At 33.3% G+C, this 25189-nt stretch carries 22 protein-coding genes; 17 read left to right on the plus strand and 5 right to left on the minus strand.

Annotated features, from left to right (window positions below; translation table 11 throughout):
• From QZ659_RS05025 to QZ659_RS05075, 11 genes are all read left to right on the plus strand, one after another.
• On the plus strand, positions 1-1077 hold a 1077-nt coding region (locus QZ659_RS05025), incomplete at its 5' end, for a glycosyltransferase family 9 protein (protein ID WP_291722811.1).
• A gap of 150 nt (positions 1078-1227) precedes the next feature.
• The gene (gene gap, locus QZ659_RS05030) at positions 1228-2223 is read left to right on the plus strand and encodes a type I glyceraldehyde-3-phosphate dehydrogenase (protein ID WP_291722814.1); all 996 of its coding nucleotides are present in this window, start codon (positions 1228-1230) and stop codon (positions 2221-2223) included.
• A 127-nt stretch (positions 2224-2350) separates the two neighbouring features.
• Positions 2351-3667: an anthranilate synthase component I family protein gene (locus tag QZ659_RS05035; RefSeq protein WP_291722817.1), complete on the plus strand. Its 1317-nt coding sequence runs from the start codon at positions 2351-2353 to the stop codon at positions 3665-3667.
• Positions 3668-3779: 112 nt separating this feature from the next.
• The gene (locus QZ659_RS05040) at positions 3780-4394 is read left to right on the plus strand and encodes a hypothetical protein (protein WP_291722820.1); all 615 of its coding nucleotides are present in this window, start codon (positions 3780-3782) and stop codon (positions 4392-4394) included.
• A gap of 127 nt (positions 4395-4521) precedes the next feature.
• On the plus strand, positions 4522-4980 hold the full coding sequence (gene dut / locus QZ659_RS05045) for a dUTP diphosphatase (protein WP_291722883.1): 459 nt from the start codon (positions 4522-4524) through the stop codon (positions 4978-4980).
• An 83-nt stretch (positions 4981-5063) separates the two neighbouring features.
• The gene (locus tag QZ659_RS05050) at positions 5064-6077 is read left to right on the plus strand and encodes a sugar nucleotidyltransferase (protein WP_291722823.1); all 1014 of its coding nucleotides are present in this window, start codon (positions 5064-5066) and stop codon (positions 6075-6077) included.
• Between the two features lie 200 nt (positions 6078-6277).
• Complete coding sequence (locus QZ659_RS05055) at positions 6278-8092, plus strand: tetratricopeptide repeat protein (protein WP_291722826.1); 1815 nt, start codon at positions 6278-6280, stop codon at positions 8090-8092.
• Between the two features lie 73 nt (positions 8093-8165).
• Positions 8166-8351, plus strand: coding sequence for a hypothetical protein (locus QZ659_RS05060; RefSeq protein WP_291722829.1), 186 nt, complete (start codon positions 8166-8168; stop codon positions 8349-8351).
• Positions 8352-8563: 212 nt separating this feature from the next.
• Positions 8564-8929 carry a hypothetical protein gene (locus tag QZ659_RS05065; RefSeq protein ID WP_291722832.1) on the plus strand — a complete coding sequence of 122 codons (366 nt, stop codon included), beginning with the start codon at positions 8564-8566 and terminating at the stop codon, positions 8927-8929.
• 16 nt (positions 8930-8945) lie between these two features.
• Positions 8946-9656: a hypothetical protein gene (locus QZ659_RS05070; RefSeq protein WP_291722835.1), complete on the plus strand. Its 711-nt coding sequence runs from the start codon at positions 8946-8948 to the stop codon at positions 9654-9656.
• A gap of 19 nt (positions 9657-9675) precedes the next feature.
• Entirely contained in the window at positions 9676-10275 is a 600-nt protein-coding gene (locus QZ659_RS05075) for a carboxymuconolactone decarboxylase family protein (protein ID WP_291722840.1), read from the plus strand.
• 69 nt (positions 10276-10344) lie between these two features.
• On the opposite strand, the gene QZ659_RS05080 is transcribed toward QZ659_RS05075, so the two are convergent.
• The gene (locus QZ659_RS05080) at positions 10345-11244 is read right to left on the minus strand and encodes a hypothetical protein (RefSeq protein WP_291722843.1); all 900 of its coding nucleotides are present in this window, start codon (positions 11242-11244) and stop codon (positions 10345-10347) included.
• Positions 11245-11438: 194 nt separating this feature from the next.
• Positions 11439-12380, minus strand: coding sequence for a helix-turn-helix domain-containing protein (locus tag QZ659_RS05085; protein ID WP_291722846.1), 942 nt, complete (start codon positions 12378-12380; stop codon positions 11439-11441).
• A 430-nt stretch (positions 12381-12810) separates the two neighbouring features.
• Here QZ659_RS05085 and QZ659_RS05090 point away from each other — a divergent pair, with 430 nt between their 5' ends.
• Complete coding sequence (locus tag QZ659_RS05090; RefSeq protein ID WP_291722849.1) at positions 12811-13134, plus strand: DUF3467 domain-containing protein; 324 nt, start codon at positions 12811-12813, stop codon at positions 13132-13134.
• Between the two features lie 290 nt (positions 13135-13424).
• Positions 13425-14825 (plus strand): hypothetical protein, encoded by a 1401-nt coding sequence (locus QZ659_RS05095; protein WP_291722852.1) that lies wholly within the window; start codon positions 13425-13427, stop codon positions 14823-14825.
• 1 nt (position 14826) lies between these two features.
• Here the strand turns inward: QZ659_RS05095 and QZ659_RS05100 are convergent, their stop codons facing one another.
• Entirely contained in the window at positions 14827-15405 is a 579-nt protein-coding gene (locus tag QZ659_RS05100) for a hypothetical protein (protein ID WP_291722854.1), read from the minus strand.
• Between the two features lie 420 nt (positions 15406-15825).
• On the opposite strand from QZ659_RS05100, the gene QZ659_RS05105 reads away from it, so the two are divergent.
• Positions 15826-16821 carry a ribonucleoside-diphosphate reductase small subunit gene (locus tag QZ659_RS05105; RefSeq protein ID WP_291722858.1) on the plus strand — a complete coding sequence of 332 codons (996 nt, stop codon included), beginning with the start codon at positions 15826-15828 and terminating at the stop codon, positions 16819-16821.
• 223 nt (positions 16822-17044) lie between these two features.
• Positions 17045-19969 carry a hypothetical protein gene (locus tag QZ659_RS05110; protein ID WP_291722861.1) on the plus strand — a complete coding sequence of 975 codons (2925 nt, stop codon included), beginning with the start codon at positions 17045-17047 and terminating at the stop codon, positions 19967-19969.
• A gap of 157 nt (positions 19970-20126) precedes the next feature.
• Here QZ659_RS05110 and QZ659_RS05115 read toward each other — a convergent pair whose 3' ends face one another.
• Positions 20127-23042 (minus strand): M16 family metallopeptidase, encoded by a 2916-nt coding sequence (locus QZ659_RS05115; protein ID WP_291722864.1) that lies wholly within the window; start codon positions 23040-23042, stop codon positions 20127-20129.
• Between the two features lie 196 nt (positions 23043-23238).
• Complete coding sequence (locus QZ659_RS05120) at positions 23239-24279, minus strand: helix-hairpin-helix domain-containing protein (RefSeq protein ID WP_291722868.1); 1041 nt, start codon at positions 24277-24279, stop codon at positions 23239-23241.
• Between the two features lie 443 nt (positions 24280-24722).
• On the opposite strand from QZ659_RS05120, the gene QZ659_RS05125 reads away from it, so the two are divergent.
• Positions 24723-24983 carry a hypothetical protein gene (locus QZ659_RS05125; protein ID WP_291722871.1) on the plus strand — a complete coding sequence of 87 codons (261 nt, stop codon included), beginning with the start codon at positions 24723-24725 and terminating at the stop codon, positions 24981-24983.
• Between the two features lie 9 nt (positions 24984-24992).
• A complete protein-coding gene (locus QZ659_RS05130; protein ID WP_291722874.1) occupies positions 24993-25142 on the plus strand; it encodes a hypothetical protein in 150 nt (49 codons plus the stop codon).
• The last annotated feature ends 47 nt before the right edge of the window (positions 25143-25189 follow it).

Genomic DNA, 25189 nt, shown 5'->3' on the forward strand with positions numbered 1-25189 from the left:
ATTGGAGATTATGTTTTGTTTCGGAATTTTTTAGAAGAGATAGCAAAAGATGAAGTATATAAAAACTACAAACGAGTTTTGGTAGGAAACCAAATGTGGAAATCACTTTTTGAAGAATGGGACAAAGATACAGTACACCAAGTCATTTGGATTGATAGAAAGAAGTTTTATCATATCCCCAATTATCGTTATCAAAAACAAAAAGAAATCAGAAAACAAGGCTTTGAAATAGCGATTGAATCTACCTACTCACGCCTTCTACTTTTTGGAGATGCAGTAGCAAATGTCTCTGGAGATACAAAACGTATTGGAAATGAAGGAAATACAGATAACTTAATTCTTAAAGAGAAAAAAATAGCCGATAGCTTTTATACAGAACTATTACAAACACCTAACAAACCCATTTTCGAATTTGATAGAAATAAACTTTTCTTTGAAGAATTTTTGGGAAAGAAAATAGACTTAATTTATCCTTCTTTACTAGACAAAATCAAGATAAAAGAAAAAACAGAAAATCAAATTGCTTTATTTATTGGTGCAAGCGAAGTTTATAAGACATGGCACTATGAAAACTTTGCAAAACTGATTTTAGCATTGCATACTAAAAATCAAGAGCTAAAATTTATTTTGATAGGAGGAAAAAATGAACAAGCATTAGCCAAAAATATTATTGACTTCTTATCATCATCAGCAATTTCATCGACAAATTATAATATAACTGACCTTACTGGCAAAACAAATCTAATCGAACTTACAGAAAAAATAGCAGAAAGTTATCTTCTTATTACCAATGAAACAGTAGCTTCTCATCTTGGAGCAGCTACAAAAATACAGACAATTTGCATTGCCAATGGAAGACATATCGGACGTTTTAGTCCCTATCCTAGAGAATATAATTTACCTATTTCTTATATTTTTCCTCCCAAGATTGAAGAAGAACTAAATCAAAATAATAGAGAAGTAGTCTATGAGAAATACTGTAATTCTATGGGAGAAGATATAAATGAAATTAGAGTAGAGCGAGTTTTAGAAGAAATAGAAAAATCAATGGATAACAATTTTGATAAAAAACTATAAATCTCAATTTTTAAGCTAATCAAGTAGTAAATAACTCTTTGACAAAATAAACTTTCATAAAAATTCCGTACTTTTGCACCAATTTAAAGATATAGCTTTATTAGAAAGCAATTTTTGTTTTACTCACCTTGATAAACACTCACTATCAGCATGGCAGATAAAAAAATTCGTGTAGCGATTAATGGTTTTGGACGTATCGGACGTGTTACGTTTCGTGCAATGATGAACAAACCATCTATCGAAGTAGTAGCAATCAACGACCTTACAGATACAAAAACACTTGCTCACCTTCTCAAATATGATTCGGTACACGGCAAGTTTGACGGAACTATCTCTTCTACTCCAGATTCACTCACAATCAATGGAAAAACTATCAAAGTAACAGCAGAAAGAGAGCCAGCTAATCTTCCTTGGAAAGAAAATAATATTGATGTTGTTTTGGAATCTACTGGATTCTTTACAGACAAAAAAGCAGAAGCACACATTACAGCAGGTGCTAAAAAAGTAGTTATTTCTGCGCCAGCAAAAGACGGCATCAAAACCGTAGTTTTAGGTGTAAATGATGAGATTTTGGAAGATAGCGATACGCTTATCTCAAACGCTTCTTGTACTACTAACTGTCTTGCACCAATGGTTAAAGTACTGAATGATAAGTTTGGTGTAGAAAAAGGATTTATTTCTACAGTTCACGCTTATACTTCTGACCAAAAAATCCACGATGCACCACACAAAGACCTTCGTAGAGCAAGAGCAGCAGCCTATTCTATCGTTCCTACTACGACAGGTGCTGCAAAAGCTGTAGGTTTAGTATTGCCAGAGTTGGCAGGCAAATTAGACGGTTGTGCTATGCGTGTACCAATTCCAGACGGTTCTTTGACTGACCTTACTGTAACCTTGAAAAAAGAAGTTACAAAAGAAGACATCAATGCTGCAATGAAAGAGGCTTCTGAAAATGAATTGAAAGGCATCTTGGAATATACAGACGAGCCTATCGTTTCTATCGATATTGTAGGAAATACTCACTCTTGTATTTTTGATTCTGGTTTAACGTATGCTAACGGAACTATGGTAAAAGTAGTAGGTTGGTACGACAATGAAGCTGGTTATTCAAACCGTTCAGCTGATTTGATTGAAAAAATTGGTTAATTATAAATCCTCGTTGATGGTTGTATTTGCCCCTCAACGACGGTTCAAAAATGAAAAGCTCAAGCAATAATTTGTTTGAGCTTTTTTGTATTATCTGTCCATAAAAACTAGCGATAAAACACGTAAAATGCCAATCTTCCTACAAAAATCCCTACAATGGGCGCAAGATTTCAAAACGTTTGTTTATCTCAACCCTAATGAGATAGCTTATCCTCATGAGCCTTTTTTGCATGTTTTGGCAGTAGGAGAAAAACGAAAAATTTCTAGTATTGAGAATGTAAACATTGGAAAAAACACCAGTTTTGACAAACTTTATAACTTTTGGAAAAATAAAAACTCTTGGTTGTTCGGTTATTTCAATTATGATTTAAAAAATGAATTGGAAGATGTATTTAGTAATAATCTAGATAGATTAAATTTTCCAGAATTTTATTTTTTTGAGCCAACATATTTATTCTTTTTTGACAATAAAGGGAATTTAATTTTTGATAAAACAACAGCCGAAAATGGTTTGGATGACAATACTTTATCAAAGCTCATTGAGGAAATAGAAAGTACAGAAATAAAATCAGATTCGCAGTTGTTGGTTTCCCCACCAACGACAAAGAAAAAAATAAACTGCCGTTTTTCAGAAGAAGAGTATTTACAAAACGTAGAAAAAATTAAAAATCATATTGTAGAAGGAGATGTATATGAACTCAATCTTTGCATAGAATTTTTTATTGAAAAATTAGAATTGAATCCACTAGAAGCCTATAAAGAACTCTGTAAAATTTCGAAAATGCCTTTTTCTTCTTTTTTGAAAATTACGATTGATGATTCTGAAAAATATGCGATTTGTGCCTCTCCAGAACGATTTTTAAAGAAAACAGGAAATACATTGATTTCACAACCCATCAAGGGAACAGTAAAAAGGGGGAAAACAGAAGAAGAAGATGAAGCACTTAAAAACTACCTAAGAACAAGTGAAAAAGAACGAGCCGAAAATATGATGATTGTAGATTTGGTTCGAAATGACTTGGCAAGAAGTGCAGAAATTGGAAGTACACACGCTAGTGAAATATTTGGAATTTATAGCTTTCAGCAAGTACATCAAATGATTTCGACCGTTGAGGCCACTTTGGCACAAGACAAAACTTGGGCAGATGCTCTCAAAAATGCTTTTCCTATGGGAAGCATGACTGGCGCACCCAAAATAAAAGCAACAGAATTGATAGAGAAATATGAAAAAACAAAGCGAGGACTGTATTCGGGTTCGATAGGTTATATTACTCCTCGTGGCGATTTTGATTTTAATGTAGTTATCCGAACACTTTTTTATGACACACTTTCAAAATATGCTTCTTTTCAAGTAGGTGGTGCAATTACGTATGATTCTGACCCACAGAGCGAGTGGGAAGAGTGTTTGTTGAAGGCAAAGGCAATTCGTTCGCTTTTTGAATAATGTAGCTCACTCTTCAGAGTGAGTAAAACAATGTAAGCAATTATTTTAAGATTAAAAAAATACATACATTTGCAGGCTAATCTTATTTTTTAAATATTTGTATTTTGAAACAATGAAAAAATTACTTCTTTCGTTCGCTTTTTCTCTGATTTTTCTTGTCTCATTTGGGCAAACCAATATCAATACTAGCCTTGGTTATTCTACACACGGAACAGGAGATATGTTTGGTTATGGAGCTAGTTTTGGTGTAGAAAAAACACTTCCTGAAATCTCAAATCGTCTTTCTTTGGGGTTTAATGCACGTTTTACGACACATAGTAGAGAAGATATCTTCGAAGGAATAAATGCTACATTAATTGATGATTGGAATGCAAATTTCAGAATCGTAACGTCTGGAGCGCAATTAGAAGTAGTACCAGCGTTTAACCTAGTTCAAACAGAGGGTTTTTCATTTCGTTTTCATGCAGGAATAATTGGACGTTATGAAGTTACTAATCATCCAAGTATTTATGGTTATACTATAATGCCTAATGACGAGTATAACTTTAGTCTAAGAAATGAAAATACAAATGATTTTAAAAGGTTTGATGTTGGCTATATTTCACAGCTTAGTATGAAATTCAAAGTATCTAACAGAAGTAGCTTAGGAATTGCAATGGGCTTTCAAAATGATACAAACGGTTCTGCAATCACTTCTATTCCTATAAGCTATTATTTTTCTTTATAAAATAGCATTTTTACAAAATCACTTATTGAAACAGAAAGTTTTGGTAAGTGATTTTTCTACTTTTAGTATAATATTCTTAATTTTAGCCAAACATATTTTTTATAAAAATAAACCTAGTTTGGACATTATCACAGAAAAAAATATTCAAATCAAGATTATCAACAAATCTTCTAACCCTTTGCCTTTTTATCAGACAGAAGGCAGTGCAGGAATGGATTTGTATGCAGATATAGAAAATTCTATTGAGTTAGATTCTTTAGAACGCAGCCTTATTCCGACAGGTATTCACATCGAACTTCCTTTAGGATATGAAGCTCAAATTCGTCCTCGTAGTGGACTAGCTTTCAAACAAGGCATTTCGATTGTCAATTCTCCAGGAACGGTAGATGCTGATTACAGAGGAGAAATAAAAGTTTTGCTCGTCAATCTTTCCAAGGAAAAAGTCATCATTCAAGCTGGAGAACGCATTGCTCAAATGGTAGTGGCAAAACACGAACGAGTAGAATGGATGCAAGTAGAAACACTTGAAGAGCTTTCACAAACGCAGCGTGGAAGTGGTGGCTATGGAAGCACTGGGAATCAGTAACCAGTTATCAGTTAATTTCAAAATTTAAAAACATAGGGCAAAGGCTTGCCTTTTACGACTATAACATAAAACCATAAAAAACAGTGAAAATAATTATCCCAATGGCAGGACGTGGTTCTCGTCTGCGCCCTCATACTCTAACCGTTCCCAAGCCTTTAGTTCCAGTAGTTGGGAAACCTATTGTAGAACGCTTAGTGGAAGATTTAGCTCGTAGTTCGGAAGAAAAAATTGAAGAAATTGCCTTCATTATCGGAGATTTTGGCGAAGAAGCCGAACAAGCTCTTTTAAAAGTAGCTGAAAATGTAGGTTCGAAAGGTAAAATCTATCATCAAGACAAACCTCTAGGAACTGCTCACGCCATTATGTGTGCAAAAGAATCTTTGGAAGGAAATGTGATTGTTGCCTTTGCAGACACACTTTTTAAAGCAGATTTTTCGATTAATACGAATCACGATGGTGTTATTTGGGTACAAAAAGTTGCCGACCCATCAGCGTATGGAGTTGTTCAGTTAGATAGTGAAGGGGTCATCAATAACTTTGTAGAAAAACCAAAAGAATTTGTTTCAGATTTAGCCATTATTGGTATTTATTATTTCAGAGATGGCGAATATTTGCGTTCTGAATTGCAATATGTTATTGACAATAATATCAAAGATAAAGGCGAGTATCAACTCACAACAGCATTAGAAAATATGCGCCAAAAAGGTACAAAATTCCGTACTGGACAGGTAGAAGAATGGCTAGATTGTGGCAATAAAGATGCAGTAGTGTTTACCAATCAACGTTATTTGGAATATTTGAAAGAACGCAAAACAGAAACTTTGGTTTCTGAAAAGGCAAATATTGAAAACTCTGTAATTATTGAGCCTGTATTTTTAGCAGAAGGTGTACATTTGAAAAATAGTGTGGTTGGTCCTCACGTTTCGGTAGGAAAAAACACACATATTCACAATAGTAGAGTACAAAACTCTGTTATTCAATCAGATACACTTGTTGAAGAGGCTTTATTAGAAAATACAATGCTAGGTAATTTCGTAAAATATAATGGAAAATCTGAAAATATTAGTTTAGGAGATTATTCAGAAGTAAAGAAATAATTGATGGTAAGAGAACCAACAACAGCTAGTATTTTCATTGCTAGGGAAAAGGCATGCCTTTTCCTTACTGGATAAGGCATAGTTTCACTCATCATGAGTAGCTATGCCTTTCTTACATACTAAAAATTGCTACTATTTTTGTAGATTAGTACATGCTTGTTCAGTTATCAGAACAAATTTATCAACAGAATTAGAACTATATGAAAAATGATATTCCATTTACCCCTTCCTACACTATAAAGAAAATAGTAACCTTACTACTTATACTTATTTTTTCTATTTCATTTTCAGACCTTTATGCACAGCGAAAAGGCAAAAAAGACAAAGGAAAAGACAAAGAAAATTCGTCAGAAATTATTCAAAAAGAACCTATTAACGGAGATGTAAGTAACTCATTATTGGCAGAACAAGCATTTTTTGAGGGAATGAGAGAGTTTATAAAAGAAGAGTACAAGCGAGCTATTCCATATTTTGAAGAAGCCCTGAAATATGAACCCAATAATCCTACAGCATACTATCAGATTTCACTTTGTTATTACAAAACAAATAACCTACAAGAAGCTCTAATGTATGCAATGGAAGCTGAAAAGATGGAAGACAAAAATTTTTATTTCCTTTCCCATTTGGCAACTATTCAAATGGATATGAGAATGCTAGATGCTGCTGAAAGAACCTACAAACAGATTTTGTCTAAGATAGGAGGCGATGAGATTACTTATCTAAATTTGGCAGCCTTATATATAGAAATGAGTGAATATAAAAAGGCTATTCAGACCTATGATAGGATGGAGAAAGAACTAGGACTCAACCAAAATGTGATTAGACAAAAACAAATTTTGTATCTACAGATGGAAGATGAAGAAGCAGCAGTAAAAGAAGGAGAAAAATTAATCTTAGAGTTTCCCAATGTAGTAGAGTTCAGATTAGCACAAGCAGAACTACTACTTAGTCAAAAAAAATATGCTGATGCAGAAAGGCTTTTGACAGAAATAAAATTAGGAGAAGATGATTTTCCAGCTAAAGCTCATCTATTGTTAGCTCAAATTTATCATCAACAAGAAAAGTTAGAACAAGAGGCTCAAAGTCTGAAAAAGGCATTTGAATCTTCAGAAATGGAGATAGAACCCAAACTTAGCCTTCTTATGGGACTGTATCAGAGTGCTAACCCAAATACAGAAAAAGGAAAAAACACAGTATTAATGAGTATAGACCTTGCCAAAACTCTGACAAAAGTTCACTCTCAAACCTCTTCTTCTTTTGGAATACTGGGAGACCTTCTATTACAACAAAAAGAATATAAGCAAGCATTTGAAGCCTATAAAGAAGCCCTAAAAATAGAGCCAAACAATTATTCGTTATGGGAACGCACTACTCAACTTGCACTAGAATCTAAAAATTATGAATATGCTATTTCTACAAGTGAAGATGCTTTAGAATATTTTCCCAATCAGCCAAACCTGTGGTTTTTGAACGGAATAGCGTATATGTCTAGCTCAAAGAATGAAGAGGCAATTACTTCATTAGAGCAAGGAAAACGAATGGTTTTTAACAACCCAGAACTTTTGAGCCAGTTCGAATCACAATTAGGAGATATTCATTATAAAAATAAAAGCTACCAAAAAGCAGATGCTGCCTATGAAAGAGCTTTAAAACAAAATCCAAACAATGCTCATGCGTTAAATAATTATTCCTATTATTTATCTTTAAGAGAAGAAAAAATGGATGTAGCTACTCAGCTAGGGGAAAGACTTGTCAAACTCTACCCCAACAATCCGACTTACTTAGATACCTATGGTTGGATATTATATGTCAATAAAGATTATAAAGAGGCTGAAAAATATTTGGCTTTAGCTGCTCAAACTACTAAAAGTGCTACCATTTTTGAACATTATGGCGATGTGCTTTTCAAATTAGGAAAAAAAGAAGACGCTATCCTACAATGGAAAAAGGCTTATGCACTAGATGCGACCAACGATGAGCTAAAGGAAAAAATAACAAAAGAGGAAGAAAGATAGAAAAGTAGTTATCCCAGCGAAAAATATATCCTACCCAACCCACAAAATAATTTATGTTTAATGATTAGAAGTTATGAAACTGACCTATTATCTTACTTTTTTGGCAGCTAATGCGCTTATTGCTATTGGTTTAGGATACTTATTTTTCAAGCCCTCCAATGATTACTGGCAAGGACTTTTAATCGGAGGAGCATTTAATGCATTTTTGTGTTGGCAGGCTTACAAACAAATGAAAGAACAAGATAATTCTTCTGAATAAGAAGAAAAATCTGTATAGAAACTAATGAGCTAAAAGCAAGCATTTATCGAAATTTTATCCTATTTGTTCTATTAGTTTGTGAGAGTTACATGTTTTTTCGTATTTTTGAAACGATAGCATATATTTATGTAAAGAAAATGTAGTATAGCTTTATATTACATCCTTCCATATCATTTTATTATTTTATTCAGGGCATTATTCCCTAGGTTCTAATGACAAGTCAAGAAAAAAAGGCATATATCTTACTCAAATGCGTGATTTTTCATTATCACGGACTTGATGAAGATGAAAAGAAAATTTTGCAGGAAACAGCAGATGCACTAGATGCACATCAAGAACTTGAATGGGCAAATAGCTTCATTGGTGAGGATTATTATAATGCCTTTGAACGTGCTAGAGAAGTATTACAACCTACAATGCTAGTCTTAGAAAAACCAAAAAGATTAGAATATTTATCAAAAGTTTGGAATGCCAATATGACAAAAGGCTACATTTCTGAAATGGAAGCCATGGCAATGATAAAACTTGCCAAAGACTGGGATATAGAAGCAGAACTCATAGAGTCTATTAAGAAATAATAGCTAGAAATAAAGAATGAGCAATCAGAATAAATATGACACTTTTGAACTGAAATGGAGCATTTACGAATACCGACGGAGGAAGGAAGATAATACAAAAAAATACTTTCATTTTATAAGACACAAAGAAGCAACAGAAAGCTTCACAGATTTTTTTTCTCTTCTACAAGGAGGTAAAAAATATATTACCTCAAATTACATTATCAATGGGGTTGATTTTGTTCAGTATGTTAAGATAATTGTTAGTTCAACAATAATACTAGAAGCTCCAAATCATTCCTTCAATACACTTACTTTTAATTTCAATGCTAGTGCTAGGAGAAGCACAGCAGAAGATTATATGAGTGAGCTATATTTACCTTCATTATACATTACACTAAAACAGATTTTGGGTAAGAAAATAGCTTACGAGGATATTGTTTACTGGCTACCAGATAGTCTTGAAATGGACAAAGAGTCTTTAGATAATCTGAGACAGGAACATTACGAAGAAGAAAGCAAGGACATGCAATTATATTGTTGCTCCCAGTGTGGAGATAGAGAATGTGGTTACTATCCTTTAGAGATTAGTAGAGATGACACAAGTATAAAATGGAGGTTTCATGAGTACCATAGACCTTTTGTTTTCAAAAGTGATGAATATGAAAAATCATTTACTGACTTTAAAGAATTTGTTAAAACTTTATCTAAAGATAAATATTTTCAGAACTTATTAGATTCATTATAAACTTCAATATCATTACCAAATGAAACAACCTCTCGTACATCCAAAATCATCCGAAGGAGACGCACAGCTTCAAGAACTCATCGAATTTTATGAAGAAACGCTAGGCTTTTGTCCAAACAGTGTCAAAACAATGCACATCAGACCACGCATTGCTTATGCTTTTATCGAAATGAATAAAGCTGTAATGGAAAACAAAGGCAGAGTAACGAGCGCATTAAAAAGACTTATTGGTTATATCAGTAGCCACGCAGCAGGTTGTCGTTATTGTCAAGCTCATACTATTCGTGCTGCCGAAAGATATGGAGCAGAACAAACTCAACTAGAAAATATTTGGAGTTATAGAACTCACGAGGCTTTTTCAGAAGCAGAAAGGGCTGCCTTAGATTTTGCTTTGGCTAGTTCACAGATTCCAAATGCTGTGGATGATGAATTAGCTGAAAGATTGAGAAAATATTGGGATGAAGGAGAAATTGTAGAAATGTTGGGGGTAATTGCTCTTTTTGGCTACCTCAATCGTTGGAATGATTCTATGGGAACAGAAATGGAAAGTCCAGCAGTAGATTCAGGTAAACAATATTTGACTTCTGATGGATGGACAGTTGGAAAACACAGTTATTAATGACAAATGATTAATGGTAAATTATTTTTCACTTATAATTTACCATTAATCTATTTTTTATAGAATTTCTTAGAAGAAACTTGTTTTAGAAAGGATAGCTAAATATTTACTTTCCCAAAATTTTTCAGAGTTTGTAATTTCTAAATATACATTACCACCTCTTTCTTCAATTCTATAAGAGTTAGAAGGGCGCAATGGCAATAATTTCACTTTTTTAGCTTTTACATCACTTGTACTACCAATAACGATAGAACTTGTTGTACGAATATCAATAGCTGTAAAGTTACTCTTTGTACGACCATCTGGCTCAAAGCCTTTCTTATCATTGATGATAATATTTTTGTCTTTAAGTTCTTTTTCTGTTCCCACTACATAATAAGCAGTATTTGCCATAGTACGAGTGTCTTCCAAAACTACATTAGTAGAGTCTAATTCATCAATTTTTCCTGAATAGCGAGACTTCCATCCTTCTACTTCAGTTTCTAATTGCGCAATTTGCCCTCTCATTTGTGTAATTTCAGCATCTTTATCTTCAATAGAACGCTTGAGCATAGCGATTGTGTTGGCAAGTGCTGAATTTTGCTGTCCAGACTCTTTGAGTTTGCGCTCTAGTTCGGCAACTTTAGCACGGTTGGCTTGCATCTGACGCTCAATCTGTTGCATTCCTTCATCAATACTCATTCCACCAGTTGCAGGGTCTATATCTCCACCACGCATATCAGAAGTAAGGCGACGAATTTTGTCTTCTACTTGGCGCATAGAATCTAAACGTACATAGATAACATTCATTTCTTGTTGTAAGTCTGCCTGATAGAGGCTATCTTTTTCTCTAGCTCGGCGCAAATCTTCCACTTCCATAGCTAGTTTTTTCTCATTTTCACTAGGACCTTTATCACAAGAAGAGATAAAAACCATACTGAATAAAAGTGTAATCAAAAGCACTACACTATTAAGATTTGATTTTAACATAATTCAAAGAATTTTTAGGGTTGATAATTGTTTTTGAATAAAAGTACCAAACAAAATTAATATAAAATTGGACTAAAAAAATTTTTTATCTATGTATTTACTAGTACTCAATCAAAAAATAAAGCCAAATGAAATTTTCTTTACTTCACTTGACTTTACTTATTCTACTGATTTTTTATTGCTATAACTCTCTATTACAAGGCTTCTTGCTCTTCTTGTTGTTGTACATTAAGTAGAGAATCACGCTTACGCATCTTGCCTGCTGGAATACCAAACATCATTTTGAAACGACGACAGAAGTAAGCAGTATCTTTGTAGCCTACCTCAACACCAATGCTACGCACACTTTTCTTGGATGTACGGAGAAGCTCAACAGCCTTATCCATACGCTGGTATTCAATATAATCTTGAGGATTGATGCCTGTGAGGAGTTTAAAATATTGCCCTACATAATCTTCTGAAACATTGGCGATGCTTGCCAATACTTTATTAGAAAGGTCTGTATCAAGGTTTTCTCTAATATAAGTGAACAGATGAATAAGACGAGGGTCTTTAAAATAAGTACTGTTAGTAGCTAGTTTTTCTACAAACAAACGCTCTTCCAATACAAAACGAATCATCTCTACTACCAATTTTTCTGTATTCAAGACCAACATTCTAGAACTTCCAATCTTTTCTTCTTCCTCTTCATTTACAATTTCTTGAATCAAATCATTGATTTTAGTAGCTTTTTTGAAAACAAAAGGAGGCAAATCAAGCGAAGTAAAGAAACTTACAGAGCCAAAAACACGAGCATCTAACACCACTTGAGAAAACAAAGCTTCTCCTTCTTGGTCATGGTAGGTTTGTAGGTGAATTGCATTTTTTTGTAATAAATCATCAGGAGAAATAATATCGTATTTTTCGGCTTCTCCAAAAGTCAGTGTAGTATAATTGCCTGCAGGTAAGAAAAGCGTTTCTCCTTCTTTTACTAATTGATTATTTGCTCCAAAACGCAAAATTCCCTTATGTAAAAAGATAAGTGAATTGTCTATATCATAAAAATGTTTGATACGCATCGGAATAGTAGCCACCGTTTTTTTTGCTCGTACGTATCGGATGCTTAGAGATTCGATAATCTTATTATAGTCTTCCATAAATGAGATTCGTAAGTGTTAGTTTGTGTTGTAAAGAAAAACTGAACAATATAAAAATTATGAGTTGTATTTAGGATTAATTTTGTATGTATTTAGATGATAACATCTACAATTTAGTACTGGTTAAAACCAATTTACCTTATAGTAAAATAGTATTTTAACGATTTACAATAGGAATAAATTCACAACTTTTAAAAGTTGATACTGCAATATAGTACAATTTTTCTAAAAATAATCAAATTTTGAGCCTAAAAATTGGATTTTTCTATGAGTATGTACTTTGTTGAAGGGTTTTGTCATTTTTTCACAAAAAGTAATGAAATTATCTATTTTTTACTAAGTTTTTTAAAGACTTTTGATTTAGGTAGATTTAGTAGTATTTTTATCATAAAATTTTAATTATTATCCCTATATCAAGCAAAATTTCAAAATGAGCAACCCAACAAACAACAATCCAGAGCAACAAATCAATATAGAATTGACCGAAGAAATGGCAGAAGGTACTTATGCTAATTTGGTAATGATAGCGCATTCACAGAGCGAGTTTTTTTTAGATTTTGTAAGACTTGTACCTGGTGCGCCAAAAGCAAAAGTACAATCAAGAATTATTCTTACGCCAGACCACGCCAAGCGTTTGTTACATACTTTAAAAGATAGCGTTGATAAATATGAAGCCTCTATGGGTAAAATTTCTGTTCAAGAAGAAGCTAATCAATTTCCTTTAAATTTTGGAGGAACAGTAGGAGAAGCATAGTGCAATTTTAGATTTTTGAATGTAGATTTTAGATTAAAAATCAGTGAAGTCAAACAGTTAGTAGTAGCTACATTTAGCTTTCTTTTCTGTTTACTTACCTAGTATTTCAATTTTCATTGTGTAGTCATTCAACATTAGAATCACTGAACTTACAGTTAATGTGCTGTTTTCGCATAGTATAGTTTTTTTTATCATCAGCATTTTAAATAACTTTCCATTATTAATTTTAAAACCTTTAGCTCAGCAAAACTAACCGATAGTTCAGCGCAGCTAATTGTTCATTTACTTACGTGCTTAAATTTTTCCGTACTTACGACCCTTTTCGTCTCCTAACCGTCTTACTACTTCTGTTAGTACTTCGTCTTCCTTTGTTATTACAATTATTTTCCACAGAGATTCCTCTTTTGAGTCCTGTGTTAGATTTTATGCTCATAGGCGAACGTGTAGCAGAAGGAAATACTATCTACAAAGAAGTCTTTGCTGGTATTGCTCCTCTCTCTGCGTGGTTTTATGCTCTGCTAGATTTACTTTTCGGACGTTCTGTTTTAGGATATGGATTGGTAGGAACAGGAATTTTGTTTTTGCAAGCCATTATTTTTAATACTTTGCTCGTAAGGCGAGATTTTTTGCTAGACAGAGGGTATGTTCCTGCTGTGCTATATGTTGTATTTGGTTCTATCAGCTTTGATTATTTCAATGTTTCACCCTTACTTTTGTCACTTACTTTTTTGCTTTTAGTCTTGCGTGAAATATTTACGCTTACTGAAAACACACACGACCAAACGCTCTTTACGATTGGTTTTTATGTCGGATTAGCAACTCTTTTTCACCTACCTTCTAGCATTTTTCTTTTTTGGGTAAGTATTGGATTAGGTGTTTTTCGCTCCACTACATTCAGACAACATTTACTTGTTTTGTTTGGGTTTGCCTTTCCTATTTTATTATTGGCTCTCTACTTTTTCTGGAATGATAGTTTGAAAGATTTTTTGATTCAGTTTTTCAATTCTATTTCATTCTCGCCTAATTTCCTTTTGTCTATTCAAGATTTAGTACTGATTTTGGTTTTTCCAATGCTATTTTTGGTCTTGGCTGCTCTAAATATGTTTTCTGGGCGAAGTCTTACCAATTATCAGTCATACTGTCGTCAGATGATGATTTTTTGGCTTATTGCTTCTGTTATGAGTCTATTTTTTCTGAAGTTTATATTACCTCTTCAATTTGCTTTCTTTTTACCTGCATTAGCTTTTTTTGGAACATATTATTTATTTTCAATAGAAAGAAAATGGATTGCTGAACTTTTATTTCTATCTGTTTTGGGAGGTGTAGGAGTGCAGCTTTGGGCTACTCAAGTAGAAGTTTTCTATCCTCTCAATTATTCGGAGGCAACTATAGAAAAACCAAATAGCTTTGCTCTAAAAAATGAAAAAATATGGGTACTAGGAGAAAATCACGGTTATTACATCAATAACACACCTGTTACACCTTATTTGGATTGGAAAATTACCCAAAACAGAATAGAACAGCTAGATAATTATGAGGCTCTTCTATTATTTTACGACCAAATAGAAAAAGAAAAGCCACAATTTATCATTGATGAAGAAAGGCAGTTTCCTGTTATCTTTGAAAAAATTCCTTTACTCTCTGAAAAATATACCACTAAGGATTCTTTGATTTATGAATTGGAGGAATAGCTTACTTAAAAACCCCCACCAAACGATAATAGTCCATCATTGTAATTCTAAACGTTTCTCGCTCCTCGTGAGTAGCAAGCATTGGAATTTCATTAGGAAGCATATAAAACTCATAACCATCTAAGATGCTGTTGTAGAGTTTTGTAGCAAATTCATATTGTGTATCTACGTGTCCAGCCATATAAAAAAGTGTTCCCTGTGCTTTGGTCTTGGGATTTTTCCAACGAATTTTGAGTGTGTCATTTTTTGTCTCATTAAAAAAATCTTCGATGTATTTGTTAGGGTCTGTGATGATGTAGGCTTTGTCTTTGTTCCACAAATACACAATCGTTAAATTCAAAACAGGCTTTAGTGTGTCTTTGCTTGCGTCTTCATGAACATAAATTTCTCGTTTTAATTTAGGCTCATCTTTTTTATCATAATCTAGGCTTCGAACATTTTTAAAAAATAATACAGAATTATCAGTAGTAGAGTTTTTGGGTTCAGTATAAGAAACTCTCTTGTCCTTATCTGGATTACAAGACAAAAAAAATAGAGTTAGCATTAGAAAGAAATATAACAACAAGGTAGCAATTTTCATAGTTTGAGGAGTATAACAAGAGTTTTTTGAGTTTCTCAAATCAACTTTTCGTTATCAAAATGGTTTTGGTTTTTAGCTGACTAGCTTATTTTATCAAATCGAATTCGAATTAATTTCATAAAAATGCTGCAAATAAAATTCTAAATATCGACCTTTGTCGAAAACAAATTGATGAAGTAAAGAAAGGTTGAATAATGAAGGGAGAAAATTATCGTTAGTTATAATAGTTGCTTATCCTAATTGAAAAAACAATACGTCAGACTAAAAAATAATGTGTTATTTTTGTAACCCTTTTAATTGCACAGTCTGTTAGTCATATTATCTGTTACCTTATTCTTCCAAAAAAAATAGTATAATCACATTTATTTTATCTAAAAAAATAGGGTTGTTTTTTGTGCCCTTTTATAAATATATATATCTATGTCAAATACAAATTCTAAAGAACTTTTACACGAACCTTTACTTGCCGAAAACCCAAATCGTTTTGTACTTTTTCCTATCAAACACGATGATATTTGGCAAATGTACAAACAAGCTGAAGCTAGCTTTTGGACAGCCGAAGAGATAGACCTTTCCAACGATATGAAGGATTGGGAAGCAATGAATGAAAACGAACAGCATTTTGTAAAGCACGTACTAGCATTTTTTGCTGCCTCTGATGGGATTGTAAATGAAAATTTAGTAGTTAATTTCATGAAGGAAGTACAACTTCCTGAAGCTCGTTGTTTTTATGGTTTTCAAGTGATGATGGAAAATATCCATGCTGAAACTTACTCACTTCTTATTGATACTTATATTAAAGGTTCAAAGGAGAAAGATTATTTATTCAATGCTTTAGAAAACTTAGATTGTGTTGCTAAAAAAGGAGAGTGGGCATTGCGTTGGATTGAAAGTGAAAACTTTGCAGAGCGTCTGATTGCTTTTGCTGCTGTAGAAGGAATTTTCTTTAGTGGTTCGTTTTGTTCTATTTTTTGGCTCAAAAAACGTGGTTTAATGCCAGGGCTTAGTTTTTCCAATGAGCTTATTTCAAGAGATGAAGGTTTGCACTGCGATTTTGCTTGTCTTTTATACAACAATTACATCCAAAACAAACTTCCAAAAGAACGCATTATTCAAATTATTACTGATGCTGTAAAGATTGAGCAGGAATTTGTAACTGATGCTATTCCAGTAAGTTTGATAGGAATGAATGCTGACCTAATGAACCAATACATTGAGTTTGTAGCTGACAGACTTTTAGGAGAACTTGGTTGTGAGAAGCAATACAACAGTAAAAACCCTTTTCCTTTTATGGAAATGATTAGTTTGCAAGGCAAAACAAATTTCTTTGAGAAACGTGTAGCAGAATACCAAAAAGCTGGCGTAATGAATGGAAACGACGATACGCCTAAGTTTTCGTTAGATGAAGATTTTTAAGATGGAGATTAGTCGTTTGTGAAACGCACAAACAACATCAATAAATAAACAACAGTTTAATAGAAAACCGAAATTCAATTCTTTTGAGTTTCGGTTTTTTTTATTTTAATGAAACAAAATTTGCTTTCTCTTGTCTTTCTGAATAACAATACTCAAATTTGTAATTACTTGAAAATTTAAAAAAAATAAAATTTTAGCTACTCTATAGCATAATATTTATAGGATGACAAGATTAAAAATGCGCTGGTTGCGTTTTCGTGTGTGGTTTGAAAACAGATGGAAGAGCTATTCACAGAAAGAAAAATATAGTGTTGGCATTATTGGTCTTTTAACTATTCTGATTGTTTTTTCTATTTCTTTCTTGATTTGGGAAAACAATAGAGATGCCTCTGTGTGGGAACTTGTGCCAAATGATGCGATTTTGGTTTTGGAGACAACAGAAGCAGAGCGTATGAGAGAGAAAATAGATTCACTCCCTTTTTGGCAACCCTTTAAAAATTTGCCTTATCTACAATCCTATCACTCACGCAAAACGGTTTTAGATTCGGTAGGTAGAGATTCGTTAGATGTAATGGATTATCTGAAAGGACGAAAAATATACGTTTCGCTACACCAAACTTCACGAACAAGCGCAGATATTATGTTTTTTGTTCCGATGTCTTTAAAATCAAGAATTGTAAATAGTCTGACTAAGAAACTCAAAGAAAAAGTTCCTTTTACTCACTCTGAACGGCTTTACAATGATATTACGGTTCATGAACTGAAATATGAGTATGAAAAAATAGAAGAAGAAAAAAAGTCAAATCAGAGAACAGAGACTGAGAGCGTAATTTTTACGTATGTCATTTACAAAAATTTTTTTATTGGAAGTTATACGCCTTTTTTGGTGGAAGATGCTGTCAGAAAAATAGCTAATGGAGAAGGAACACCATTTTTCAAAGAAAACAAAGACCTTCTGAAACTTACCAAAATAGAAGACGACGATGCAAATTTGTATGTTTCAGCGTCACAGATTCCTAAACTTTTTTCACTCTTTACAGACGAAGAAAATACGGCTTTACTTTCTAGTTTTGATAAATGGGCAAAATCAGCTATGCTAGATGTGTCTTTGAAAGAACATTTACTCTTACTCAATGGCTACCTGCTCACACAAGAAGAAGGAACAGAAAGAGATTATCTTTCCATTTTAGAAAATCAAAAGGCAATAGATTTTATCGATATTCAGCAGTTTATTCCACAAGAAACAGCACTTCTGTATCGTATCGGACTTTCAGAACCAGAACAGTATTTTCACGATTTGGAAAGTTATCGTAAAGAGTATTTGCCCAAACAAATTGAAGCTAAGGAATCCCTCATAGACTATTACAGTTTTTCGCCTACTCGTTTTCTAGACAATATAGGAAATGAAATTGCTGTGGCTGTCTTGGAAATGCCTGAAAACAGAAAACAACCAGATAAACTAGCCTTCTTAAAAATAAAATCAGAGGATGGACAGACTGAAAAATACGAACAAAAAGCTCTTGCTCTTTTGAAGCAACTTGCTGAAAATTCTCGTGTTGAAGTAAAAGATGAAGATGGAACAAGTTCCGAAACAAAACCTCTGACAGAAGTATATGAGGAACTACCTATTACAAGGATTGAGGTAGCTGATTTTCCTAAAAAAATGTTTGGAGAAGGTTTTAGTGGATTTTCACAGTCGTATTATACGGTTTTGGAAAGCAAATATATTGTTATTGGAAGTAGTTTTCAAGCTATTCAGAAGCTCATTGATGATTATAAAAGTGAACGTGTTTGGGGAAAACTGGTACGACAGAGACAGTTTTTTGAGCAAGTTGGAACACGCTCTACAGTAAGTGTGATTATAGATTTACCTCGTTCTTGGAACTGGCTGATGGCTAATGTTTCTTCAGATTGGCGCACCACATTTGAAGCCTATAAATATGACCTTTTGAAAGTAGAATTTTTGGCGTGGCAAGCAAAAGGAGAGAAAAAACGTTTTGAAAGTTCACTTATTTTCCAACAACAAAAAACGGCAGAGTTAGTCGCTCAAAACAAAAAAGAAGAATCTAAAACTATCTTTAAAAATAGATTAGAAAGCCGTCCATATCTAGTCAAAAATCATATTGATAGGAGTTGGGAAGTTTTGGTGCAAGATGAAAAAGATATGCTGTATCTGATTTCTAAAGAGGGAAAAATACTTTGGAATTATTATCTCAATGGCACAATGCGCCCACAAGTGTATCAGATTGATGCATATAAAAATGGAAAATTACAGTATCTTATAGCAACACCTACCAAAGTCTATTTGATTGACCGATTAGGTAGAACAGTTTCTGGTTTTCCCATTTGGTTTCCAGAGAATACATTTATTACTCATCTTTCTGTGATTGATTACGATAATTCTAAAAATTATAGAATTGGAGTAGCTACAAGCACAGGAAATGTGTATCTCTATGACAAAACAGGGAAAAGTCTTCCCGGATGGCAGCCTCGCAAACTAGGAATGGCACTTTCTGCACCTTTAGAACATGTAAGAGCAGGGAATCGTGATGCAATGATAGCCATTGAACAAAACGGAATTGTCAATCTTTTGAAACGAAATTCGAAAGTTTATCCAGAGTTTCCACTCAATTTCAACTCTGATATTACCAATGATTTTCATGTAGATTATGGAAATACACTTTCCACTACCGAAATCAGTATGCTAACCGAAGCTGGGGAACTGATTCGCTTCAATTTAGAAGGGAAAATAATGGATAGAAAGTTTTTTGAAAGAGGTGAACAAGGTGCAATTTTTACCCTAGCAGCCGACAAGCAGCGTGAACAAAACTTTATCATTGCAAGACAAGACAGTAAAAAACTAACACTTTACTCATCGGAAGAAGAGCTATTATTTTCCAAAACCTACGACAATGATGGAACAAAACTTATCCAATATTTTAATTTCGGAGCAAGTATAGAAGTCATTGCTGTTACAGATATGCACGCCCAAAAAACCTATCTTTATTATACCAATGGAACAATGGTAGGAGGAAAACCTATCAAGAGTAATACTACTGTGGCTCTTTTCTATTCTGAACAAACCAGTCTTTTTACGTTGTATAGAACTTTGGACAAAGAATGTCAGAAACTGGTTTTTGGTAGATAATTGTAATAAACCTCTCCTTACAAAAAAACACAACTTTCAAAAATGAAAGTTGTGTTTTGTCGGTCTGCTCTACAAGACTGACCTTATTATCATCTATTAGGTCAGCCCAATAGGGCAGACCAATATATTTCGGTGTAATTTAGTCTTTATTTTGGTATTACTCTCCCTTGTCTTCTTCCACTACGGTTTCAGGAACTAAAACAGCTTTGATGTAGGCTTTTGTATCTAAATATTTTTTAGCAGCTTTTTCTACATCTTTTACTGTCAAATCTTTCAAAAGAGATTTGTTTTTCTCAATACTTTCAGGTGTTTCCTTGTAATAGTAAATGCCTTTAAGTGTAGAGAGCCAGTATTTATTTTGAGTTTGTTCAACTTCGTTTTTACGCTTTTCAGCTTCTTTGAATTTCTCCAAATCACCTGCATCAATATCACCACTACGTAATTTTTCTACTTCTTCGATAGAAGCTGCAATCAAATCATCTACATTTTCTGGCGCACAAGGGAAAGTTATCATTACGTTATAATTTGGAACTGGATATTTATCTACACTTGTGTAAGCTCCAGCAGAATAAACACCTCCTTTTTCCTCACGCAACTTTTCAATGAGTTTGAAACGGAGCAAGCCAGCAATAGCATTTAAGGCTACCTCATCTTTTGCTTCATATTCTTTCATTTCTCCAGCAAAAGCAAGACGTACATTACTCTGTGGCTCTGAACCTTTTTTGTAGATTTTTTCTACCATTCCTTTCGGAGAACGAATACCCAAATCTTTAAACTCTTCTGTATTTTCAGAGGATGGAAGTGTTGCGATATAAGTTTCTAAAAGATTTTTCATTTTTTCCTCATCAAAGTTTCCAATAAAGAAAAATGTAAAATCAGCAGCATTCGAAAAGCGTTCGTTATACATTTTGTAAGCTGCTTTCCAATCTGTGCTTTCTAGTTCTTCTACCTTTGGAAAACCACTACGGATACTGCCATTTGACATCAACTGACTAAACTGGTCGTAGAAATAATAATTTGGGTTAGAATCCAAGTTTTGATAAAATCCTTTTCGTGTCGCAACAAAAGAAGCTACAGCATTTTCATCCCAGCGAGGATTAGTAAAATAGAGATGCATCAGTTGAAGTGCCGTTTCTAAATCTTCTGGAGAAGTGCTTCCTTGAAAACCTTCTGAATGCTCCGAAATATAAGGACTGATTCTGACTGCTTTGTCGCTCATAAACTTATCCATATCCGAAGGAGAAAACTCTCCGATTCCAGATTGAGCAATGATAGAAGAAATATTTGAAATAGCTACATAATCTTTATCTTCGTAGAGCGAATGCCCTCCCATACTGTATGCAGAAACCAAAATCTCATCGTTTTTGAAATCAGTTTTTTTCAAAATTACTTTTGCTCCATTGGAAAGAGTAAGTTCTGTATAACCTAATTTTTCATTTTGAGTTGTTTTCTCAATACTTCCTTTCTTTGGAATATTTGTATCTGCAATAAGTGCGCTTGCAATTTCCTTTTCTTCATAAGGCTTGAGGTCTCTCTTAGAAGCATTATCCCAAATAGAAATCACTTCTTCTTCTGTTGGCAGTTTTACTTCTTCTTTCTCAACGGCTGTCAAGATAGCGACTCTATTTTCCTCTGTCATCCAACTTTTAGCAGTTGTATTGACAAGGTTCAGATTGATAGCTGGTAATACTTTCTGTAAAAACTCATATTCAAATTTTGGACTTGGAATAGGCTGATTTTCTAAGAAATTATAGACATAATTCATCACTATACGATTAGATTCTGTTTTGTCTTGTTCCTTAAAGGCTTTTTCATAGCGTTTCAAAGTCTGTTTTTTAGCTCGCTCTAGTTCAGATTCCGTAAAACCAAACTTTTTTACTCGTTCTACTTCGTTTGTAATGGTCTCAATGCCGTTTTCGATATTGTCTTCTCTAAGCCCTGCATAAAGTTGAAAAGCATCCAAATCACGCCCAATCATATCGCCATAAAATGCAAAGCTGTATAAAAATGGAGGATTGGCTTGTTTTTGTGTTTCTTCCATACGAGCATTGAGCATAGTGGTAATAAGCTCGTTTACATAACTTCTATTTAGGTCAGTATAGTTTTCAATCTGTTTTTTGGGCTGCTTGTAAAAAAGCATGAGTTGTGTTCTTGTGGCTTCTTTATCTGAAACTACTTTTGCAAGTGTTTCTTTATTCATCGGTACTTTAAAAGAGGGACGTTCTACAACTTTTTTTCTTTTAGGAATAGATTCAAATGTTTCCTTTATTTTCTTCTCCATTTCTTCTACGTCGATGTCTCCCACAGCAACGATTGCCATAAGGTCTGGACGATACCACTTTTCATAGAACCTACGAATCGTTTCGTGTTCGAAAGATTCTAAAATTTCTTTCTTTCCAATCGGCAGACGCTCTGCATAGCGAGAATCTTTCAAAAGTGTTTGCCAATATTTTGTACGCATACGCTCACTTGCACCTTTTCCTCTGCGCCACTCTTCGATAACTACGCCACGTTCTTTGTCAATTTCTTCGCCTTCAAACAAAACACCACTTGCCCAGTCTTTCAAAATGAGTAAACCTTTATCTACATAACCTACACTATCTGTTGGTAAAGGAAGCATATAAACTGTTTCATCAAAAGAAGTGTAAGCATTCAAATCTGCGCCAAAACGAACACCCATTTTTTCAAGGTTATCAATCAAATCATTTTTCTTGAAATTGGTTGTACCATTGAATGCCATGTGTTCAGTAAAGTGTGCCAACCCTTGCTGGTCGTTGTCTTCCAAAATAGAACCTGCATTAACAGCCAAACGAAGTTCTACACGATTGGCTGGCATAGAGTTTTTACGAATGTAGTATTTCATTCCATTTGAAAGCGTTCCTACTTTTACATTCTCATCAATCGGAATAGGAGTCTTTAAGCTACTAGGAGAAACTACCTCTGTTTTTTCTTTTTTCTTTACGTCTTGTGCCTCTACATTATTAATAAATAGAGGGGTAGCCAAAAATAAAGCCGACAAAGTCCCTAGTTTAAGAGAAGACTTTAATGACTGTATATTTAATAAATGTGTCATTATAAAATGGATTATAATAGATAATTTATGTACTTATTTAAGAAAAATAAGTGAATTAAACCTTTGAAAATTTATATAAAAATAATTTATCACAAAGGTAAAACTCTTTCAGTAAAAGCAAACTAAATTTTTAGTTAAATTTTAAAAAAAGGAAATTACTTATACTATTACATGCCTAAATGACTGGTAAGGTAAACTAAAATTCTAGGTAGGGAATAAGTTTTTGGAGTTGTTCTTCTTTGATAGCTCTTGATTTTCTGATGTCATCAAGACTTTTATAATTGCCATGCTGTTTTTTGTATTTGAGCAATGTACTGGCAGCTTTCCAACTTATGTAGGAATGTTTTTTGAGTGTTTCATAGTCGGCTGTATTGATGTTTATTTTCTTGACCTTAAATGATGGACTAATAAAAGCATATTTTTTAAGTTCTTCGAAAGCCTTATCTGAAAGAATTGAAATTTCTTTTGTTTGCTCAATAGAATGAAAACCTCCCAATTTATTTCTATTGCTTACTATCCAAAGAGATGTTTTTTCTCCTATCCCTCTGATTTGTTTGAGCGTAGCTGTATCAGCTGTATTGAGGTCAAATTTTTCTATGACTTTGGGTGTGTATTTCTTGTATTCTTTCTTTTCATAATTTGATGTATAATTATTTTCTTTGCCCTTATTATCATATTTTTTATAATCTTTCTTCTCATATTTATTCTTATCGTAAGAAGCATATTTCTTGTTATCATACTTTTGGCGATAATACTCCTTTTTATCTACTGTATCTGGTAAATCAATGTATTCTTTCAAACGTTCGTATTCTTCTTTTGGAAAGCCATTAAATTTTTCTAAGTCATTTTTTTGTAGAAAAACGTACTTTTTATTTACGGCATTCACAACTCTTTTGGCTACCCAAGGCTTTACACCAATTGCTTGCCATTGTGCTACTGATAATTTGTTAGGGTCAAACGGACGAATCTCTAACATTGCCAGTTTTGTTTCTCTATCTAAAGGCTGCTGCATCTCCAAAACAGCAAGCAAACTATCAGCTCTTTCTGCTTGCAAACCAACGATTTTACTATCTATTTCTTCTGCACTCTGAAATCGTTCATAAATTATTGCTACAATAGGAAACAAAAAACATAATGACAAGACTAGCATTCCATTTGCCTCTCTTCTGGAAAAATTAGAGTTGTTTTTTACTAGTTCTGAAAACTCTGCTCTTATATTTTTGAAGGAATATTTCATTTTTATATTTTTTTTATTTTCTGAAATATAGTAATTTGCTATAAAAAAACCTTCCAAAAAATAAATTTTGAAAGGTTTTTTGATTTATATCAAAACAAAGATGTTTCAGAATTATCCTACTTCTTCAGTAGTTTCTTCTTCTTGTTGTTGTCTTAATTGCTCTAGCTGTGCTTCTGTGCGAGTAGAACGAACATTTTCATCAGTCAAAGTATCTTCAAGTTTGTCATACGTTTTCTCCTCTAGTGCAAGATTCCCATCTTATGCTTACTGTTCTGTCAGCATATGCTGACAAAAGACCCAGTTCAAGATAAAATCTTGAACTAGCAAAACCAATAGAAACTCCCTACCTTCCAAAAAAACAGAAGCTAGGGAGTTTTTTTGTGCTTGATGGGATTATTTAGTAAATTTAGATATGGAAAAGTATGAATTAAACGTTTGTGAATATGATTTTAGAACAAAAAAATAGAGTGTTAGCGTTGCTGGAAAAGGTAAACGAAGAAAAAATATTTACTTTTTTAGAGAACTTTCTACAAAATTTCTTACAAGAAAATAGCGTTTTGCGTTATGCCAAACCTTTGAAAGAGAAACTAAATATTCAAGAACTTATTCAAAAACAAAACTACAAAACTGAAAATGTATTGGCTCTTAGTGGAGTTTTGGCAGATGATGATGAGCCTTTTGAGGAACTTTTAGAAGCACTTTAATCAAACCAAATGAAAACTTTTGTATTAGATACGAATGTGCTTTTAGGACATTTGAAAGGAGAAAAAATAGTTGTAGATAGTTTTAAAGAACTTGATTTGAACTCGCCAAATGTAAATATTGCTATTTCTATTGTAAGTTTCGCTGAAATGCTAGGGTAAACGCACGAAAAAAGTATTATCTTTCTTCTTTTTTTGCCTTATGCAGC

Origin of the sequence: Bernardetia sp. (genome assembly GCF_020630935.1) — a bacterium.
Classification (GTDB): Bacteria; Bacteroidota; Bacteroidia; order Cytophagales; family Bernardetiaceae; genus Bernardetia.

Coding starts and splice junctions, on each gene's coding strand:
- QZ659_RS05040 (WP_291722820.1), top strand. CDS start 3,780: ATGAAAAAATTACTTCTTTCGTTCGCTTTTTCTCTGATTTTTCTTGTC.
- QZ659_RS05100 (WP_291722854.1), bottom strand. CDS start 15,405: ATGAAAATTGCTACCTTGTTGTTATATTTCTTTCTAATGCTAACTCTA.
- QZ659_RS05035 (WP_291722817.1), top strand. CDS start 2,351: ATGCCAATCTTCCTACAAAAATCCCTACAATGGGCGCAAGATTTCAAA.
- QZ659_RS05070 (WP_291722835.1), top strand. CDS start 8,946: ATGAGCAATCAGAATAAATATGACACTTTTGAACTGAAATGGAGCATT.
- QZ659_RS05065 (WP_291722832.1), top strand. CDS start 8,564: ATGACAAGTCAAGAAAAAAAGGCATATATCTTACTCAAATGCGTGATT.
- QZ659_RS05055 (WP_291722826.1), top strand. CDS start 6,278: ATGAAAAATGATATTCCATTTACCCCTTCCTACACTATAAAGAAAATA.
- QZ659_RS05075 (WP_291722840.1), top strand. CDS start 9,676: ATGAAACAACCTCTCGTACATCCAAAATCATCCGAAGGAGACGCACAG.
- QZ659_RS05125 (WP_291722871.1), top strand. CDS start 24,723: ATGATTTTAGAACAAAAAAATAGAGTGTTAGCGTTGCTGGAAAAGGTA.
- QZ659_RS05080 (WP_291722843.1), bottom strand. CDS start 11,244: ATGTTAAAATCAAATCTTAATAGTGTAGTGCTTTTGATTACACTTTTA.
- QZ659_RS05130 (WP_291722874.1), top strand. CDS start 24,993: ATGAAAACTTTTGTATTAGATACGAATGTGCTTTTAGGACATTTGAAA.
- QZ659_RS05110 (WP_291722861.1), top strand. CDS start 17,045: ATGACAAGATTAAAAATGCGCTGGTTGCGTTTTCGTGTGTGGTTTGAA.
- QZ659_RS05120 (WP_291722868.1), bottom strand. CDS start 24,279: ATGAAATATTCCTTCAAAAATATAAGAGCAGAGTTTTCAGAACTAGTA.
- gap (WP_291722814.1), top strand. CDS start 1,228: ATGGCAGATAAAAAAATTCGTGTAGCGATTAATGGTTTTGGACGTATC.
- QZ659_RS05115 (WP_291722864.1), bottom strand. CDS start 23,042: ATGACACATTTATTAAATATACAGTCATTAAAGTCTTCTCTTAAACTA.
- QZ659_RS05085 (WP_291722846.1), bottom strand. CDS start 12,380: ATGGAAGACTATAATAAGATTATCGAATCTCTAAGCATCCGATACGTA.
- QZ659_RS05090 (WP_291722849.1), top strand. CDS start 12,811: ATGAGCAACCCAACAAACAACAATCCAGAGCAACAAATCAATATAGAA.
- QZ659_RS05060 (WP_291722829.1), top strand. CDS start 8,166: ATGAAACTGACCTATTATCTTACTTTTTTGGCAGCTAATGCGCTTATT.
- QZ659_RS05105 (WP_291722858.1), top strand. CDS start 15,826: ATGTCAAATACAAATTCTAAAGAACTTTTACACGAACCTTTACTTGCC.